The 16,069-nt window shown below is 58.6% G+C and carries 16 protein-coding genes; 11 read left to right on the plus strand and 5 right to left on the minus strand.

The window, feature by feature from the left end; translation table 11 throughout:
• Positions 1-298 precede the first annotated feature (298 nt).
• The 3 genes from IC231_RS01645 (at position 299) to IC231_RS01655 (ending at position 1,789) form a co-directional block, all read left to right on the plus strand.
• Positions 299-736: a hypothetical protein gene (locus IC231_RS01645; protein WP_190782881.1), complete on the plus strand. Its 438-nt coding sequence runs from the start codon at positions 299-301 to the stop codon at positions 734-736.
• Between the two features lie 187 nt (positions 737-923).
• Positions 924-1,331 (plus strand): alternative ribosome rescue aminoacyl-tRNA hydrolase ArfB, encoded by a 408-nt coding sequence (arfB, locus tag IC231_RS01650; protein ID WP_190782882.1) that lies wholly within the window; start codon positions 924-926, stop codon positions 1,329-1,331.
• A gap of 38 nt (positions 1,332-1,369) precedes the next feature.
• On the plus strand, positions 1,370-1,789 hold the full coding sequence (locus IC231_RS01655; protein WP_190782883.1) for a hypothetical protein: 420 nt from the start codon (positions 1,370-1,372) through the stop codon (positions 1,787-1,789).
• 21 nt (positions 1,790-1,810) lie between these two features.
• On the opposite strand, the gene IC231_RS01660 is transcribed toward IC231_RS01655, so the two are convergent.
• Together IC231_RS01660 and mgtE are read right to left on the minus strand one after the other, a co-directional pair.
• Positions 1,811-2,728 (minus strand): magnesium transporter CorA family protein, encoded by a 918-nt coding sequence (locus IC231_RS01660; RefSeq protein WP_190782884.1) that lies wholly within the window; start codon positions 2,726-2,728, stop codon positions 1,811-1,813.
• A gap of 78 nt (positions 2,729-2,806) precedes the next feature.
• Positions 2,807-4,192, minus strand: coding sequence for a magnesium transporter (gene mgtE / locus IC231_RS01665; protein ID WP_190782885.1), 1,386 nt, complete (start codon positions 4,190-4,192; stop codon positions 2,807-2,809).
• Positions 4,193-4,517: 325 nt separating this feature from the next.
• Here mgtE and IC231_RS01670 point away from each other — a divergent pair, with 325 nt between their 5' ends.
• The 4 genes from IC231_RS01670 (at position 4,518) to IC231_RS01685 (ending at position 8,859) form a co-directional block, all read left to right on the plus strand.
• On the plus strand, positions 4,518-5,141 hold the full coding sequence (locus tag IC231_RS01670; RefSeq protein WP_190782886.1) for a redoxin domain-containing protein: 624 nt from the start codon (positions 4,518-4,520) through the stop codon (positions 5,139-5,141).
• Between the two features lie 98 nt (positions 5,142-5,239).
• Complete coding sequence (locus IC231_RS01675) at positions 5,240-6,058, plus strand: cyanophycinase (RefSeq protein WP_190782887.1); 819 nt, start codon at positions 5,240-5,242, stop codon at positions 6,056-6,058.
• 178 nt (positions 6,059-6,236) lie between these two features.
• On the plus strand, positions 6,237-7,532 hold the full coding sequence (locus IC231_RS01680; RefSeq protein ID WP_190782888.1) for an OmpP1/FadL family transporter: 1,296 nt from the start codon (positions 6,237-6,239) through the stop codon (positions 7,530-7,532).
• A 19-nt stretch (positions 7,533-7,551) separates the two neighbouring features.
• Entirely contained in the window at positions 7,552-8,859 is a 1,308-nt protein-coding gene (locus IC231_RS01685) for an SGNH/GDSL hydrolase family protein (RefSeq protein WP_190782889.1), read from the plus strand.
• A gap of 75 nt (positions 8,860-8,934) precedes the next feature.
• On the opposite strand, the gene IC231_RS01690 is transcribed toward IC231_RS01685, so the two are convergent.
• A complete protein-coding gene (locus tag IC231_RS01690) occupies positions 8,935-9,963 on the minus strand; it encodes a YpdA family putative bacillithiol disulfide reductase (protein WP_190782890.1) in 1,029 nt (342 codons plus the stop codon).
• Positions 9,964-10,015: 52 nt separating this feature from the next.
• Entirely contained in the window at positions 10,016-10,456 is a 441-nt protein-coding gene (locus tag IC231_RS01695) for a DoxX family protein (RefSeq protein ID WP_190782891.1), read from the minus strand.
• Between the two features lie 167 nt (positions 10,457-10,623).
• Between IC231_RS01695 and IC231_RS01700 the strand changes: the two genes are divergently transcribed.
• The 3 genes from IC231_RS01700 to IC231_RS01710 all read left to right on the plus strand — a co-directional run bounded on the left by IC231_RS01700 (position 10,624) and on the right by IC231_RS01710 (position 12,307).
• Positions 10,624-11,118 carry a hypothetical protein gene (locus IC231_RS01700; protein ID WP_190782892.1) on the plus strand — a complete coding sequence of 165 codons (495 nt, stop codon included), beginning with the start codon at positions 10,624-10,626 and terminating at the stop codon, positions 11,116-11,118.
• 55 nt (positions 11,119-11,173) lie between these two features.
• The gene (locus IC231_RS01705; protein WP_190782893.1) at positions 11,174-11,614 is read left to right on the plus strand and encodes a hypothetical protein; all 441 of its coding nucleotides are present in this window, start codon (positions 11,174-11,176) and stop codon (positions 11,612-11,614) included.
• Between the two features lie 198 nt (positions 11,615-11,812).
• Entirely contained in the window at positions 11,813-12,307 is a 495-nt protein-coding gene (locus tag IC231_RS01710; protein WP_190782894.1) for a lipocalin family protein, read from the plus strand.
• A gap of 76 nt (positions 12,308-12,383) precedes the next feature.
• On the opposite strand, the gene polA is transcribed toward IC231_RS01710, so the two are convergent.
• Positions 12,384-15,269 (minus strand): DNA polymerase I, encoded by a 2,886-nt coding sequence (polA, locus tag IC231_RS01715; RefSeq protein ID WP_190782895.1) that lies wholly within the window; start codon positions 15,267-15,269, stop codon positions 12,384-12,386.
• A 145-nt stretch (positions 15,270-15,414) separates the two neighbouring features.
• Here polA and IC231_RS01720 point away from each other — a divergent pair, with 145 nt between their 5' ends.
• Positions 15,415-16,050 (plus strand): DUF1684 domain-containing protein, encoded by a 636-nt coding sequence (locus IC231_RS01720; protein WP_190782896.1) that lies wholly within the window; start codon positions 15,415-15,417, stop codon positions 16,048-16,050.
• Positions 16,051-16,069 lie beyond the last annotated feature (19 nt).

Here is a 16,069-nt window from a genome sequence, read left to right on the forward strand (position 1 = left end):
ACGTTTTAGTATGCCTTGGCTGTGCTTACCAAATCGTCACGCGGGCTGAGTCGGGGCCGTAAAGCTTGTCGGCGGGCTGCAGGTTGAAGGCCCCATAGAAAGCCGGCACGTCGGCGAAGGGGCAGTTGGGCTAAGCGCGGCCGGGGGTGGTACCGGACTGGCAGCCGGCCAGCGCCAGAAGCAGGGCTGGCCAGCGCCAGCAGCGCGAAAAGGAAAAGCAGGTCGTGAAAAAACGAGGGTTGAAATCAATTGCGGACGCAACCCAACAGTTCTGCCAAAGACCTGTTAGGTTGCAGCTATGCCCCTGAAATTTCTGCTGCTGCTCAACTTCGCGCTGTCTGCCTACCTCACCGGTCTCATCTGGACGGTGCAACTGGTACATTATCCTGGCTTTGCTTATGTAGCGCCCGAAAAGTTCGGGGCGTTTCATCAGCACCACACCCGCACCATGAGCTGGGTGGTGCTGGCGCCAATGGTGCTGGAGTTGGTTCTGGCCGTGTGGCTGGTCTGGCAGGGCCGCAGCGCGCTGGGCGCGGCGGCGTGGGTGAGTCTGGCGCTGGTGCTTATCATCTGGTCGGCCACGTTCTTTATTTCCGTGCCGTTCCACAACCGCCTCGCCGCCGACGGCTACCACTACATCACCATCGACGGGCTGGTGCGCACCAACTGGCTCCGCACCATGGCCTGGACCCTCCGTAGCGGCCTGCTGGGCTGGCTGCTCTGGAAAATACTGTAGCGCGAAGCTTCGGCTTCACGTATTGTTGCAGGATGCTGCATCTGCGTCCCAGGGCTGAAGCCCTGGGCTAGTCAGCGAAACGGCCAACGGACCGTAGCAGCTCTCCGTAGCCCAGGGCTTCAGCCCTGGGACGCCCGTGCCGCCCCAACAGCACCTCAATAATCACCACACATCAGCACCTCAACCCATGCTGCCTGCCGCCGCCGACTTTCTACCCGAACTCCAGTTCCAGACCAGCCGCAGCAGCGGGCCCGGCGGGCAGAACGTGAACAAGGTAGAAAGCCGCGTAGAGCTGCGTTTCCGGCTGCTGGAGTCGCAACTGCTCACCGACGAGCAGAAGCAGACGCTGCAGCAAAAGCTGGCCTCCAAGCTTACCTCCGAGGGCGAGCTGCTGGTGGTGGCGCAGGAAGACCGAAGCCAGCTGCGCAACAAGGAAACGGCGCTGCAGAAGTTTCATGAGCTGCTAACCAAAGCCCTGCACAAGCCCAAAGCCCGCAAAGCCACCAAGCCCAGCAAAGGCGCCGTACGCCAGCGCCTGGAATCCAAGAAGAAGCACGGCGACAAGAAATCCAACCGCGGCCGGGTGGATTTTTAGTGGGCTTTCAGCCTGCGTTCCGCGCTTATATTCAGGCCATGAAAAATGTAGTCACCGTAGTAGCTATCTTATTTCTGTGGCTTCTACTTGTCTCGGGGTACTTAGGTGCCTTCATACTCTCGTCGCCGCTGCTGACGTTTATGCTAGGCGCAGCAGTGGCGCTAGTGGTAATCACGGTGTGGGGGATGCTGCCATATTGGGTGTATCAGCAACTCATCCGACTCTCGGACTTGCCACCCGGGCCGTTGCTCACCGGCTTGAACTGGTGGCTGGCTGGCACCTACTGTCTGATGCCGGTGGTAGCAGGCTTGCTGGTGCTTATTAAAGGATTTCGCTATTTCAGCGACCCGGAAAACCTGCTGCCCTACCTTATTGTCTGGCTGGTTCCAATGCTGGTTGCCATAGCGCCCGGTTACATCGGCTTGCGGCGTTGGTATGCGCAGCAAGGGCAGGAATAACAACCGGAAACGCGCAGCACCTCAGATCCAGCCCTTGCGCTTGAACCACACGTAAATCCCCACCGAAATAAGCACCATCGACAGGATAGAAACCGGGTAGCCCAACTTCCAGGTCAGCTCGGGCATGTAGTTGAAATTCATGCCGTAGATGCCGGCAATGAAGGTGAGGGGCAGGAAAAACGCCGAAAACACCGTCAGTACGCGCATGGCCTCGTTGGTGCGCTGCGACGACAGTGAGAGGTACAGGTTCATGAGGTTGGTAGCGCCGCCGTCGAGCTGCTGGTACATGGTTTCCACCTTCACCTGCAAGTCCTGGGTGTCCTGTAGCAGCGTGTCGTCGGTGGTGGCAGTGGCCAGCTGCCGGCGCAGCATTGTCAGGATGTCGCGTGTAAGTAGCAGCAGCTGCTTGGCGGCCGAAGCTTTGCGCTTGAGAAAGTACAGGCCCTGCAAAGCGTTGGGCACTTCCTGCTTCAGAAAGATTTCGGCTTCATAATCGTCCAGCTCCCGCGTGAGCGTGAGGGCGGGCTGCATGTAGCTGCTGAGGGCGTAGCGCACCAGATGGAAGGCTATTTCGGCGGGGCTGTTGCACTCCTGGCCGGGGGCGCGGGCCACTCGTTTCAGGTCATTGAGCACCGGGTGTGGCAGCCGGTGTACCGTAATCAGGTAGTCGGCGGCGTAGAACACGGCAATCTTGGTGCTCAGCTCCTGAATGGTATCGGCCTCGTTAGTTTTGGGCGGATTGAACACCCGCAGAATCACGAAGCTCAGGCCGTGGGTGGCTTCGAACTTAGGCAGGTGCGTAGGCTCCAGACAGTCGCGCACCAGCGAGTCGGGCAGGTCGTACTGCGCGGCTACGGCCTGTAGTTCGGCTACGGTGGGGCTGGTGATGTCCAGCCAGGTAAAGGCGGATTCCTGGCGGGTGAGAAGTTGCTCGGTCATGGGCAGCGCAGTACGGGGCCGGTTCAAGCCAGCCACTATCCTGTAACGCGAAAATTCGATGGGTGCCGCTTTGCCTAGCTACAGCAGCGTGCCGCGGAGCACCAGCGTGGCCACAGAGAAATAGATAATCAGGCCCGTTACGTCCACAAGAGTAGCTACAAACGGCGCCGAAGCCGTAGCCGGGTCGAGGCCCAGGCGCTTGAGCAGCATCGGCAGCATGGCTCCGGCCAAAGCACCCCACAGCACAATGCCCAGCAGCGAGAAACCGACCGTCACGGCAATCAGCTGCCAATACGGCCCAAAATAGCCGGGGTCAATTACCTGGGCCCACAGCACAATACGCAGAGCGCCGACCACGCCCAGAATGCCGCCCAATGCCAGGCCCGAAATGATTTCCCGGCGCATCACCTGCCACCAGTCGCCCAACGCAAATTCGCCCAGGCTCATGGCCCGGATGATAAGCGAAGTAGCCTGGGAGCCAGCATTGCCGCCCGCCGAAATAATCAGCGGAATGAATAGCCCGAGCACAGCCGCTTTCTGCAAGTCGTCCTCAAAATGGTGCATGGCCGAAGTGGTCAGCATCTCGCCCAGCAGCAGAATCACGAGCCAACCGGCCCGCTTCTTGACCATTTCCCAGATAGACGTATCCAGGTACGGCTCGTCGAGGGCTTCTGAACCGCCGAGCTTCTGAATATCCTCCGTGTCTTCTTCTTCCCGAATGCTCAGGATATCGTCAATCGTTACGATACCGAACAGCACGCCGTCGTCGTTCACCACGGGCAGCGCCACCCGGTCGTTTTTGCGAAACACATCAATGGCCGCCTCCTGGTCCTGCATGGCGTTGAGCTTCACGTAGCGCCGGTCCATCAGCTCGCTCACGGGCCGGTCGGGCGGCGAGAGCAGAAACTCCCGGATGCGGATATCATCAATCAGCACGCCGCGCTGGTCTGTCACGTAGAGCACGCTCAGCGTCTCCGATTGCCCCCCATGGCGCCGGATATATTCCAGTACCTGCTGCACGGTCCAGTGCTCCCGGATGGCAATGTAATCGGGGGTCATCAGGCGCCCTACCGAGTACTCAGGATATCCCAGCAGCTCCAGTGTTATCTTACGCTCCGACTCTGACAGCGTCTGGATCAGCTCCTTTACAAAGTCGTCGGGCAGAAATTCCAGCAGCGCCGTCCGGTCATCCGGCGACATCTCATTCAGAATATCCGATATTTTCTCCTGAGAGAGGTTGGCCAGAAAGTGCTTCTGCACGTCCAGGTCAAGGTACTCGAATACCTGCGTGGCAAGCTGTAGGGGCAGGAGCCGGAAAATAATGAGCTGCTCACGCTCTTCCTCGTCCTCAATGAGCTCTACCACCTCGGCGGGCTCGTAGTGCTTGAGAACTTCCTTGAGCTTGAAAAACTCGCCCTCCTGAATCAGGGACGTAATATGTTCGGTGGTCGGGTGCTGATTCATGTAAACGTAGAAGGGCAGTGTCTCGCTAGGCAGGTGGGGTTGGTGGCACGAACGGCGCGCAAAAGTAGCCGTAATCTGCCGCTTTTAGTAGCGCCGACTGTTGCCCGGCACCGAAAAAAGCCGGCTATCCGAAAGCTGGTCACCAGCTATACGGTTCTGGACATACGTTTTGATGCCGGGCTATAGTTCAGTCTGCGCCGTGTAGCCGGCTTAGCTGAAGAAGGGAGGTTTTCAAGCTATATTTATTGTACTATTCTTTTTAATAATTGTCTTATTGCGCTTAAAATTAAGTATATTGCTCCTTCTGCAATTCAGCACCGACCCTATGGCTCCTGACGTAATGCCTGGCACCACGCTGCCCGACTTTGAACTGCCGGACCACACCGGTGTCATGCGCCGCCTTTCGCTGCTGCAGGGCTCCGACCCGATGATTGTGACCATGAACCGCGGCGTGTACTGCCCCAAAGACCGGCAGCAGCTCCTGGAGCTGGCCCGCTTCTACCCGCAGGTGCAGGTTGGCTTCGCGCAACTTGTTACCATCACCACCGATTCGCTGATTCTCTCCAACGACCTGCGCCTGGGCGTGGGCGCGCACTGGACCTTCCTGCACGATGAAAAGCGCATTGTGCAGCACCGCCTCGATATTCAGGAATATACCGACCCGCACAACAACCCCATGATTCCGCACACCTTCGTGCTGGAGCCGGGCCTGAAAATCTACAAAATCTACAACGGCTACTGGTACTGGGGCCGCCCCAGCCTCGCCGACCTGCACCACGACCTGCGCGACATCACCTGCCGCCTCCGCCCTGACTATAAGATTGATACGCCCGAAATGCAGCAGCAGTGGGAGAGTGGCAACCGGCGAGACTTCTTCCCCTACGGCCAGTCATGGCATCAGGTATTTGCCCGGATGGCCGGCGCTGTAGATCAGTATGGGAGGTCATAATACATAGGCTGTAGTAGCTTGAGTTGCGCTATTGCGAAGCAGGACAGCATCAATTCTGAGTGCTGCACGTACATTTGGGCCGTTCCTCCGCGCTTTCTATGCCTCACCAGACGCCTGCCGACCTGCCGCTCGGAACCCTCGTTGCCCTCGGTGGCGGCGACGACGATGCCATGCTGGCGCTCCTTTGCGACTTGCTGCCGTCATCGGATACTGCCGTTGAAGTTATTACGGTGGCCTCCCGCGACGATATTCGGTCGGGGCGGGCCTACGAGCGGGCGTTGCGCGAGCTGGGCTGCTCGGGCGTGCGGCACCTGCGCATCAGCGAGCAGCACTCCCCCGACGCGCACGATACGCTGCGCCGGCTGAGCCGGGCCGGACTGGTGTTTTTCAGCGGCGGCGACCAGGAGCGCATCACCGATTTTCTGCACGGCTCCCAGTTCCTGCAGGTGTTGCGGGAGCGGTATCAGCACGATGCCACTTTTATAGTAGCCGGCACCAGCGCCGGGGCCGCCGTGCTGCCCGAGTACATGGTGATAGAAGGCCACGGCTGGCGGGCCCTGCGCAAAGGCGGCATGAAAACCAGCGCCGGCCTGGGCCTGCTGCCACAGGTCCTGATAGACCAGCACTTCGTGGAGCGGGGGCGTTTCGGCCGGCTGGCACATGCCGTGCTGGCTCACCCCATGTGCCTGGGTATAGGCCTGGCCGAAGAAACCGGCATCATTATCCGGGGCGGCACCGAGGCCGAAGTGTTTGGCGACGGAGTAGTGATGGTAGTGGACGGGCAGCAGCTCCAGGGCAACAACCTGGGCCGGGTGGGCCGCGGCGAGCCGGTGAGCGGGCAGGATTTTCGGGTGCATCTGCTGGTGGCCGGCCAGCGCCTGCAGCTACAAGACCGCCGCGTTGCGCCAACTGAATAAGCCCGGAAGTGAGGCATAACTCAGCATATTTGCACCTTCAGAATGGCAAGGCCTTTTTCTGCGCGAAAAGCAGGATATTTTAGCTCATGAAAAATAGTCGGCAAGCCGACTAATAAAGCGTTTTTTCCATACATTTAGTCGCAAACAACCCGAATTCTCACCCCCTTTTCACTCTCTTATGACTTTAAAATCTCTACTCCTCGTGAGTGGTGTGCTCCTCACGGGTACCGCCGCCTCGGCGGGCGGCTACCAGGTAACACTGGCCGGGCAGAAAAACAACGGCATGGGCGGCGTAGGTGTAGGGCTTTCCCTGGATCAGGCCGCTATGTTCTACAACCCGGGCGCTTTGGCTATGGTGAAGGACCGTGGTGTGCAGGTGGGCGTGAATGCTACCATGGCGCGCCAGGCTTTCCGCTCACAGTATGGCGGCCCTCAGCGCGAACTGAAAAGCAACATCGTGACGCCTTTCAACCTGTATGCAGGTTTCGGCTCCGAGGACCGCAAGTTTGCTGCTGGCATTGCCATCTACACGCCCTTTGGCAACAAGGTAGAATACGCCGATGGCTGGGAAGGCCGGTATTCGCTGACTGGAATCGACCTGAAGTCCATCTACGTGCAGCCCACCGTGAGCTACGCCGTTACGGATAAGCTGAGCGTGGGTGCAGGCATGGTAATTCTGGCCTACGGGGCCGTGAACCTGCAGAAAGATATTCCGGTGGAAGGTGCTGCCGGCGCGCAGCCCGCCCACGTGGAGCTGGACGGCAAAGCCACCACCAAAATCGGCTTCAACGCCGGTATCTACTTCAAACCTACCGAGAAGCTCAGCATCGGGGCCAGCTACCGCTCCAAGATTGACGCCAAAGTGGAAGGCGGCGACGTGAAATTCACGAACGTGCCGGCTTCGCTGGGCTCCCGCTTCACGGCCACCGAGTTCGACGCCACGCTGCCTCTGCCGGCTACTACCAGCCTGGGTATCGGGTTTATGCCGAATGAGAACCTGACGCTGGGTTTCGATGTGAATTACGTGGAGTGGAGCAAATACAAAATCCTGCAGTTCGACTTCCGCGGCAACAACGGTGCGGGCGGACTGGTGTCGCCTTCGGGCCAGGTAGGCGGCTCCAACATCAGCACCTCGCGCCGCGAGTATAAGGATGCCGTGACGCTGCGCCTCGGTGGCCAGTATCTGCTGACGAGCGGCCTGACCGTGCGGGCCGGTGGTTCCTACGACTTCTCGCCGGTAGAAGATGGCTTCGTGACACCGGAAACGCCCGATGCCGACCGTATCGGCCTGACGCTGGGGGCTTCCTACAAGTTCGGCAGCTTCGGGGTAGACATCTCCGGTCAGTTCATTGATCTGAAGAAGCGCACCCAGACCGAAGCTGACCTGGTGGCCAACAACACCGCCGACCGGGTTGCGGGTACCTACAAAACCCGCGTTCTGATTCCGGGCATCGGCCTGAACTACACTTTCTAAGCTCTTCCTGACAACTCCCATGTATACTCTGTTGAAACGTACTGCGCCGGTTCTGGCGCTGCTCGGTCTGGGACTGGCTGGCTGCCAGCCGGAGCTGGAGGCTCCCGGCGCCGACAAAGGCTCTGCTGACTTCTCGCGCTACATTGCCGTCGGCAACTCCCTCACGGCCGGCTTCGGCGACAATGGCCTCTACCTCGAAGGTCAGCTGGCTTCGTATCCTAACCTGCTGGCAGAGCAGTTCAAAACGGTTGGTGGTGGTGACTTCGCCCAGCCGCTGTTCAATCAGCCGAATCAGGAAAATGGCTCCGGCTACCTGCGTCTGACAGGCTTCACGGCAACCGGTAACCCCATCACGGCTGCTGTGGCAAACAACCTGGCCGTGCGTGCCACTACGCCACAGGCACTGTATACCCGCTACGATGCGCCCGTAAACAACCTTGGCGTACCGGGTATCAAGCTTTCTGATATCCATACTGCGGGCTATGGCAGTGTGGCCGGTAATCCTTACTTCGAGCGGATTACGCCGGCGTCCAACCCGCTGCAGACCTACTTTCAGCGCGTGAAAGCGGAGGCGGCTACGGCTACCTTCTTCACCTGCTGGCTCGGCAACAACGATGTACTGGGCTACGCTACCGCCGGTGGTGCCCTCGGACCCGCCGCCATCACCCGCACCGACACGTTCCAGCTGAAAGCCAACCGCATCATCAACGTGCTGACGGCAAACGGCGCGAAAGGCGTGGTAGCTACTATCCCGAACGTGACCAACGTGCCTTTCTTCACAACGGTGCGCGTAGCGGCTATCAAAGCCACATTCAAAGCCAGCAACCCGGCGCTGAGCCTCTACATCCAGACCAGCAGCGGTGTGCGCGAAGCTACCGACGCCGACCTGCTGACACTTACTTCTTCGGCTGCAATAGGCACTACTACTCCTGGTAACCCGTTCCCCGTAGGAGCAGGTCTCTCGGCCACTTCGGCTAATCCGCTGCCCAGCCAGTTCGTGCTGGACGCTGCGGAGCAGACGCTGGTGCGCGATGCTACCACGGCCTACAACACGGCCCTTACGGCCAAGGCTACTGAGAAAGGGCTGGCTGTGTTCGATGCCAACGCTTTCTTCTCCCGTATTGCCGCTACTGGTATCGTATCGGATGCGGTGAACAACACGGCCGCTTTCATCTCCGGCAACCTGTTCTCGCTGGATGGTGTGCACCCTACGCCGCGCGGCTACGCGGTTATTGCCAACGAAATGATCAGCGCTATCAACGCCAAGTATGGCTCCAGCCTGGCGCAGGTCAATCCCAACAACTACCGCGGCGTGCGTTTCCCGTAAGTTCTATGTAGTCTGTATGACAGAAAAAGCCCGTTCCTGATGTTCAGGAGCGGGCTTTTTCTGTTGAGTAGTCGGCTATTTTTGGCTGGGCATCAGCTGCACCGGCTGCAGTACTTCCGGTAGGGCGGGCGCGGCTTCGCCGGCGAGGCGGGCGGCAATGAGTTGGGCATGGTAACGGCCATTTTCGATGAACCAGCGGCTGGTGTTGAGGCCGCCGCACACGGTGCCAGCCAGGTAGAGGCCGGGGCGGTTGGTTTCCAGCGTGTCGGCGTTGTGGGTGGGCGTCTGGGCGGCGTCGGCTTCGCAGGTGATGCCCAGGGTGGCCAGAAACGAAAAGTCGGGGTGGTAGCCGGTGAGGGCGTACACGTGCTGGGCCGGCAACGTGCGCGGGCCGTCGGGCGTGTTCATCTCCACGGTAGTAGCGCTGATACGGGCCACGGTGCTGTTGAACAGGCAGCCAATGCGGCCTTCCTTGATGCGGTTTACCAGGTCGGGCCGGATCCAGTACTTCACCGACTCGCTGATTTCGGAGCCTCGCACCACCAGCGTGGGGCGGGCACCGGCGCGCAGCAGCTGCAGGGCGGCTTTGGCCGAGGAGTTTTTGGCCCCGATAATTACCACGTCCTGGTCGGCGTGGGCATAGGGCTCCTTGTAGTAGTGCGTCACGTGGGGTAGGTCTTCGCCGGGCACACGCAGCAGGTTGGGCACGTCGTAGAAGCCGGTGGCGACGATGACAAAGCGGGCTCCAATACGGCCCTTTTCGGTCACGACTGCAAAGCGGCCCTGCTCGCCTTCGAGACCGGTTACCCGCTCGTAGAGGCGTAGCGTGAGTTTTTCAGTCTGGGCCACGCGGCGGTAATAGTCGAGGGCGTCTTCGCGCAGGGGCTTGTAGTGCAGCGTCGTCATGGGGTATCCCCCGATTTCCAGCAGCTCGGGCGTGGAGAAAAACTCCATGTTGGTAGGGTAGCCAATGATGGAATTCACCAGCGCGCCTTTATCCACCACGCACACCGAAAGGCCGCGCCGCTGCACTTCCAGCCCGCAGGCCAGTCCTACGGGGCCGGCCCCAATTACCACTACATCAAAAAAAGAATCCGTCGTCATATAATGTACTACCAACTCAGCGGGCCGAGAGTTTGCAACTAGCCGGCGCGGCTTAGGAACGGCGGTGGTCTTTTTTCTTACGCAGTAGCGCGTCAAGCGCGCCCGTCGACCACAAGGTCCAGCCCATCAGCACCGGCTGGAAAAACAGCCGGGCCAGCCGCTTTTCATCGGTATCGAGGCCGAAAGCGGAAATATAATGTGTGTACTGGTGAACATTGCCAGGAAAAACAGCCGCGTAAAAAGCGGCCAGCCCGACTCCCATCCGTACCCGGTTTTTGCCTTTCAAGGCCAGCAACGCTAAGCCCAGCCCGATTTCTACCACGCCAGAAGCCAGCACGGTGGTGTCTTTGTCCAAAGGCACAAAATTGGGGACCTGCGCCTGAAACTCTCGGCGGGCAAAGGTGAGGTGGCCGGTGCCGGCTACTACCATAAACGTGGCCAGTACGCCTCGGGCTACATTCTGTAGTGTGGTAGTATGGGTGTTCGGTGCCATAGCTTTCGGATAAATTGGTCGAAAGCTTAGCTATACGGCTAGCAGGGGCCAAAGTACACGCGGCTCAGAGAAAGCAGCAGGAAGTGGCAAACACAGTAGGTAGATAAGTGAGATAGGACTTATTAGCTTATTTTAAGCCTTCAAAACGCGTTACTCTTATGCCCTCTATGAAAGCAATAGTGCTTTTTTCTATGCTAACAACTTGTTTGGCAAGTAGCTGTAAAAAAGAAACGGTTGAGCCAGACAAAACCCAGATGCTGGTGGCACATGGCTGGCGCACTACGGCCCACACAAATACCGTGACACAAGATGATGTTCCGTTGGTGAAGAACAGCTACGCCCAATATGATGCGTGTTATCGTGACAACACCATGACGTTCCAGAATGACAACCAGGCCATGTGCAATACAGGCAGCCTGCACTGCATACCGGGTGAGCCTGCCACCTTCAGTGGCCACTGGTATCTGACAAAAGACGAGAGCAAGCTGATTTCGGATAACCTGTTTCCAATGATGGGGCTAGGGTTCTTAAGCACCGGGCTGGAGGAGTTTGAGCTAGTGGAGCTGAGTAAGACTGCCCTGAAGCTGAAGACAAGCCGGTTCTACTACCAGGGAAACGTTAAGGTGACCATTACGGACGAATACACACTAAGCGCGCTGTAAGTCATTCTTCCCGAACCCTTATCACTTGAATTTTATGATTCGCAACGGTATACTTATGCTGTCCGCACTCAGCGTGCTAAGCGCCTGCAAGAAGGAGGAACGTACGAAGGAAGAGCTGCTGCAAGCTACGCACTGGAAAAGGACCGCCGACCAGCGGGTTGATGTTAGCAGCGGGGGCACGCCGGTAGTGACCAACAGTACCGTCAACTGCACTACCGGAGACTGTAGCTGCGACGATTACGTTGTCTTTATGCCCGATAGTAAGCTGGAAAAAAACCAAGGAGCAATAGTGTGCCCCAATCAGCCGGCCCCGCAAAACGGCAAATGGTATATAGATCAGAAAGACCAAACTCTCATTGCGTCGGAACTGACCGGGTATAGTGGCTACTGGGCGTTTGCCATTGAGGAGCTTTCTACAAGCAAGCTCGTAGTGAGCCATCAAATTGTAAACGGGTCAACCGTCAGCACCTTCCGCACCACGTTCAGCGCGCAGTAATCCCAACATATTTCGAGTGGGATTAAGCGAAGATGCCCTAGGTGGGTACAGCACGCCCGCTCCCGACGCTGTGCTGTTGCAATAGACCAGTACAGATTGACGGGTTGCGCCAAGCAATTAGTACGGCTTGGTGCAACGCTTGGCTACTCTTCTCAGTCATGGGGAAACAGGTCATTTTTCACCTATTTCTCCCATCATATGCTACTCAATAAAATCAGCGTTCGGCTCGCATTGCTAATGGGCCTGAGTGCCTGCTCCGAAAAGGAAACCGTACTTAGCCAACGCGAAACGTGGCTTTCAACGGGGGGCTGGCAGATGACCAACTACACATATCACACCCGCGCGGCGGCTGGCGGAACCCCCATACAATTTGAGTTTATAACCGGACGGGCATGCGAAGCAGATGATCTGTACCGATTCGAGGCGACCAACAAGCTGCAGTGGGATAAAAACGGCACCTTGTGCCCCACCTCCCAGCCTCCTCTGACAGAGTGGGGAACCTGGCAACTCTTGAACAGTGATACCAAGCTAGCTATTGACCACCAGGGAACCGTTCAATTTCCTTATACCGGATCAGTTACTGGCCCCTTGGATATCGTGGAGCTTACTTCCGAAACCATGGTGCTAAGAACAACCGACATCCAGGCCGGGGATTCGGTAGTAGCCTATACCTACCGGTTTATTAAGCCGTAATTCCGAAGCACATAAAAACGCCGCCTCTGTACAGCAATAGTACAGAGGCGGCGTTTTTATGATAATATAGGCCGCTTCAGTGCGCCTGCAGCCAGTTCTGGCCGGTGCCGACCTCCACTTCCAGCGGCACGCCGTGGGGCAGCAGCAGGGCCGTGGCCATCAGCTCCTTGATTTTGGGCGTGATGTAGGCCACTTCCTCCTGCACGGCGTCGAACACCAGTTCGTCGTGCACCTGCAGAATCATCTTGGTGCCGAGCTTTTCCTGGCGCAGCCACTCGTGGATGTTGATCATGGCCTTCTTGATGATGTCGGCCGCGGTGCCCTGGATGGGGGCGTTGATGGCGTTGCGCTCGGTGTAGCCGCGCAGCGTGGCGTTGCGCGAGTTGATGTCGCGCAGGTAGCGGCGGCGGCCCAGTAGAGTAGTGGCATACTCCAGCTCCCGGGCCTTGTTGATGCTCTCGTCCATGAACTGCTTCACCGACGAAAACTCCTCGAAATAGGTGTCGATGATGTCGGTGGCCTCCTTGCGCGAAATGCCGATGCGCTGGGCCAGCCCAAAGGCCGAGATGCCGTAGATGATGCCGAAGTTGACGGTTTTGGCCTTGCGGCGCATCTCGCCGTCCACCTCATTCAGCGGCACTTTGAACACCTTGCTGGCCGTACTGGTGTGAATGTCGAGGCCCTGGCGGAAGGCTTCAATCATGGTCTTATCCCCCGAAAAATCGGCCATGATGCGCAGCTCCACCTGCGAGTAGTCGGCCGCCAGCAGCACGTGGCCGGCGTCGCGGGGCACGAAGGCCTTGCGGATTTCCCGGCCCTTCTCGGTGCGGATGGGAATGTTCTGGAGGTTGGGGTTGGTGCTGCTGAGGCGGCCAGTGGCTGTCACGGCCTGGTTGAAGCTGGTGTGCACGCGGCCGTCCAGCTCGCATACTAGCTGGGGCAGGGCCTCCACGTAGGTGCTGCGCAGCTTGCTGAGTTGGCGGTACTCCAGAATGAGAGCGGCAATGGGGTTGTCGGCGGCCAGCTGGCTCAGGATTTCCTCGCCGGTGGCGTACTGGCCGGTCTTGGTTTTCTTGATTTTGCCTTTGCCGATGTCCATTTTATCGAACAGCACTTCGCCCAGCTGCTTCGGCGAGCCAATGTTGAACTCCTGGCCGGCTTCCGAGAAAATCTGCTTCTCGATGTCGACGATGTAGCCCTGGAGCTCGGCCGAGTACTCACCCATGGCCCCGGAGTCGATTTTCACGCCTTCGTATTCGATGTCGGCCAGTACCGGCACCAGCGGGTTTTCCACCTCGTTAAGCAAATCCAGCAAACCCACTTCCTTCAGCAGCGGCTCGAATACATGCTTGAGCTGCAGCGTCACGTCGGCGTCCTCACAGGCGTAGTCCGACACCTCGGCCGGGGGCAGGTCGGCCATGGTTTTCTGGTTTTTGCCTTTCGGGCCGATGAGCTCGGTGATGCTGACGGGCGTGTAGTGCAGGTAGGTTTCGGCTAGCACGTCCATGTTGTGGCGCATATCGGGCTCCAGCAGATAATGGGCTAGCATGGTATCAAACAACGGCCCGTTGATGGTGACCTTATAGTGCTTGAGGATGGTGAGGTCGTACTTGATGTTCTGGCCGATTTTGAAAATATGCGCGGCCTCAAAAAACGGGCAGAACTCGTCAATCAGGACTTGGGCGGCAGCATGATCGTCGTGCGGCACGGGCACATAATACGCCTCGCCGGGCAGCCAGCAGAAGGAGAGGCCCACCAGCCGCGCCGTCATGGTGTCGAGGCCGGTTGTCTCCGTGTCGAAGCTGACCTCGGTTTGCTGTAGCAGAAACTCCAGTAACGACTTGCGCAGCTCGGGCGTGTCGATGAGGTGGTACTGGTGCGGCACGTCGGCCAACGTGCGGCGCGGGCCGGCTGGCGCGCCAAACGAGCCGGTTTCTCCTTCTTCAGCACCAATGGCTACCGCCGCATCCGCCGATGAACCAAACAAACTGCCCTGACCTTCAGCCGTTTTGGGGCGGCGGGCCCCACGCCCAACTGGCGCCGCACTCACACCGGCCGGGCTGCCGCCGCCCAGCACGCGGGCGGCCAGCTGCCGAAATTCCAGCTCATCGAACAGCTGGCGCAACGCCTCTGCATCGGGCTGGTCCAGCACCAGCTTTTCGGCCTCAAACTCGATGGGCACGTCCAAGTGGATGGTGGCCAACTCCTTACTCATCAAGCCCTGCTCGGCGAAGTTGCGCACGTTTTCCTGCTGTTTGCCTTTGAGCTGGTCCACATTGGCAATCAGGTTTTCCACCGAGCCGTACTTCTGAATCAACGTTTTAGCCGTTTTCTCGCCGATGCCCGGAATGCCCGGAATGTTATCGGAGGCGTCGCCTTGCAGGCCCAGAATGTCAATCACCTGCTCCGGCCGCTCAATCTCGAAGCGCTGCAGCACGTGCGCCACGTCCAGGATTTCGGCGGCGTTGCCCATGAAGGCCGGCCGGTATATTTTGATGCAGTCCGTGACCAGCTGGCAGTAGTCTTTGTCGGGCGTCATCATGAACACCTCCCCAAAGCCCTGGGCCTCGGCGCGGCGGGCCAGCGTGCCAATTACGTCGTCGGCCTCGTACCCTTCCACCATCAGAATAGGAATGTGGAAGGCCTTAATTATCTGCTTGATGTAGGGAATAGCCAAGCCGATATCCTCGGGCATAGCCTGGCGTTGAGCTTTGTATTCGGCGTACTGCTCGTGGCGGAACGTCTTTTTAGCGGCATCAAACGCTACACCAATGTGCGTGGGCTTTTCTTTCTGCAACACCTCTACCAGCGTGTTGGTGAAGCCCAAGATGGCTCCGGTATTGAGTCCTTTAGAGTTCACACGTGGGTTCTTGCTGAACGCAAAGTGGGCACGGTAAATCAGGGCAAAAGCGTCGAGCAGGAAAAGCTTGTGGGGCTGGGCGGCGGAGGCGTCGGGAGTCATATCTGCGAAGGTACGGAAGGCAACGGGGCCATACCAGCACAACTAGCAGCCCATTGCAGGTGTTACGGAAGATCCGTGGTGGCTGCTGATGCAGAAACGAAAATCTACGCTGCAGACACTCCTGCTTTGTAGTTTCTTTGCGTTTATGGTTCTCTTTTCACGCCTACTAGCCGGTCTATTGCTGCTGGCTGCTCCAGCGGCGCTAGCCCAGCCCACCCTGCCGCGCCCTACCGAAGCCGAACAGGCGCAGTCCGTCACTGCTTTCCAGCAGGAGCTGAATGCGGAATACCGCAACCCGGCCGAGTCACCGTTGTCGGAGAAGGAGCGGGCCACATTCAGCGGCCTGCCGTTCTTCCCAACTAACTACACGGTCTGCGTGGTGGCGCGGTTTGAGGCCGACTCACTGGGGACACCGTTTCCGATGCAGACCAGCACCGCCCGCCGCCCGCTCTACCGCAAGTACGGCGTTGTGCATTTCATGCTCGAAAACAAGCCACAGCAGCTCACGGTGTACCAAAGTATGGACCTGCAGCGCGACCCAAAGTACCGCGACTACCTGTTTGTGCCCTTCACCGACCGCACCAACGGCCACGGTAGCTACGGCGGCGGCCGCTACATTGATTTGCGCCGGGGGCAGATAGTGGCCGGCCAACTGATACTGGATTTCAACCGCACTTACAACCCATATTGCGCTTACAGCCCGCGCTATTCCTGTCCGGTGCCCCCAACCGAAAATCGGTTGCCCGTACCTATTGCTGCCGGCGTGATGAGCGACCATTAGAACTTTCGCCTGTGATAAG

It is taken from the genome of Hymenobacter duratus (assembly GCF_014698995.1).
In the GTDB taxonomy this organism is placed as follows: Bacteria; Bacteroidota; Bacteroidia; order Cytophagales; family Hymenobacteraceae; genus Hymenobacter; species Hymenobacter duratus.

Coding starts and splice junctions, on each gene's coding strand:
- IC231_RS01645 (WP_190782881.1), top strand. CDS start 299: ATGCCCCTGAAATTTCTGCTGCTGCTCAACTTCGCGCTGTCTGCCTAC.
- arfB (WP_190782882.1), top strand. CDS start 924: ATGCTGCCTGCCGCCGCCGACTTTCTACCCGAACTCCAGTTCCAGACC.
- IC231_RS01655 (WP_190782883.1), top strand. CDS start 1,370: ATGAAAAATGTAGTCACCGTAGTAGCTATCTTATTTCTGTGGCTTCTA.
- IC231_RS01660 (WP_190782884.1), bottom strand. CDS start 2,728: ATGACCGAGCAACTTCTCACCCGCCAGGAATCCGCCTTTACCTGGCTG.
- mgtE (WP_190782885.1), bottom strand. CDS start 4,192: ATGAATCAGCACCCGACCACCGAACATATTACGTCCCTGATTCAGGAG.
- IC231_RS01670 (WP_190782886.1), top strand. CDS start 4,518: ATGGCTCCTGACGTAATGCCTGGCACCACGCTGCCCGACTTTGAACTG.
- IC231_RS01675 (WP_190782887.1), top strand. CDS start 5,240: ATGCCTCACCAGACGCCTGCCGACCTGCCGCTCGGAACCCTCGTTGCC.
- IC231_RS01680 (WP_190782888.1), top strand. CDS start 6,237: ATGACTTTAAAATCTCTACTCCTCGTGAGTGGTGTGCTCCTCACGGGT.
- IC231_RS01685 (WP_190782889.1), top strand. CDS start 7,552: ATGTATACTCTGTTGAAACGTACTGCGCCGGTTCTGGCGCTGCTCGGT.
- IC231_RS01690 (WP_190782890.1), bottom strand. CDS start 9,963: ATGACGACGGATTCTTTTTTTGATGTAGTGGTAATTGGGGCCGGCCCC.
- IC231_RS01695 (WP_190782891.1), bottom strand. CDS start 10,456: ATGGCACCGAACACCCATACTACCACACTACAGAATGTAGCCCGAGGC.
- IC231_RS01700 (WP_190782892.1), top strand. CDS start 10,624: ATGAAAGCAATAGTGCTTTTTTCTATGCTAACAACTTGTTTGGCAAGT.
- IC231_RS01705 (WP_190782893.1), top strand. CDS start 11,174: ATGCTGTCCGCACTCAGCGTGCTAAGCGCCTGCAAGAAGGAGGAACGT.
- IC231_RS01710 (WP_190782894.1), top strand. CDS start 11,813: ATGCTACTCAATAAAATCAGCGTTCGGCTCGCATTGCTAATGGGCCTG.
- polA (WP_190782895.1), bottom strand. CDS start 15,269: ATGACTCCCGACGCCTCCGCCGCCCAGCCCCACAAGCTTTTCCTGCTC.
- IC231_RS01720 (WP_190782896.1), top strand. CDS start 15,415: ATGGTTCTCTTTTCACGCCTACTAGCCGGTCTATTGCTGCTGGCTGCT.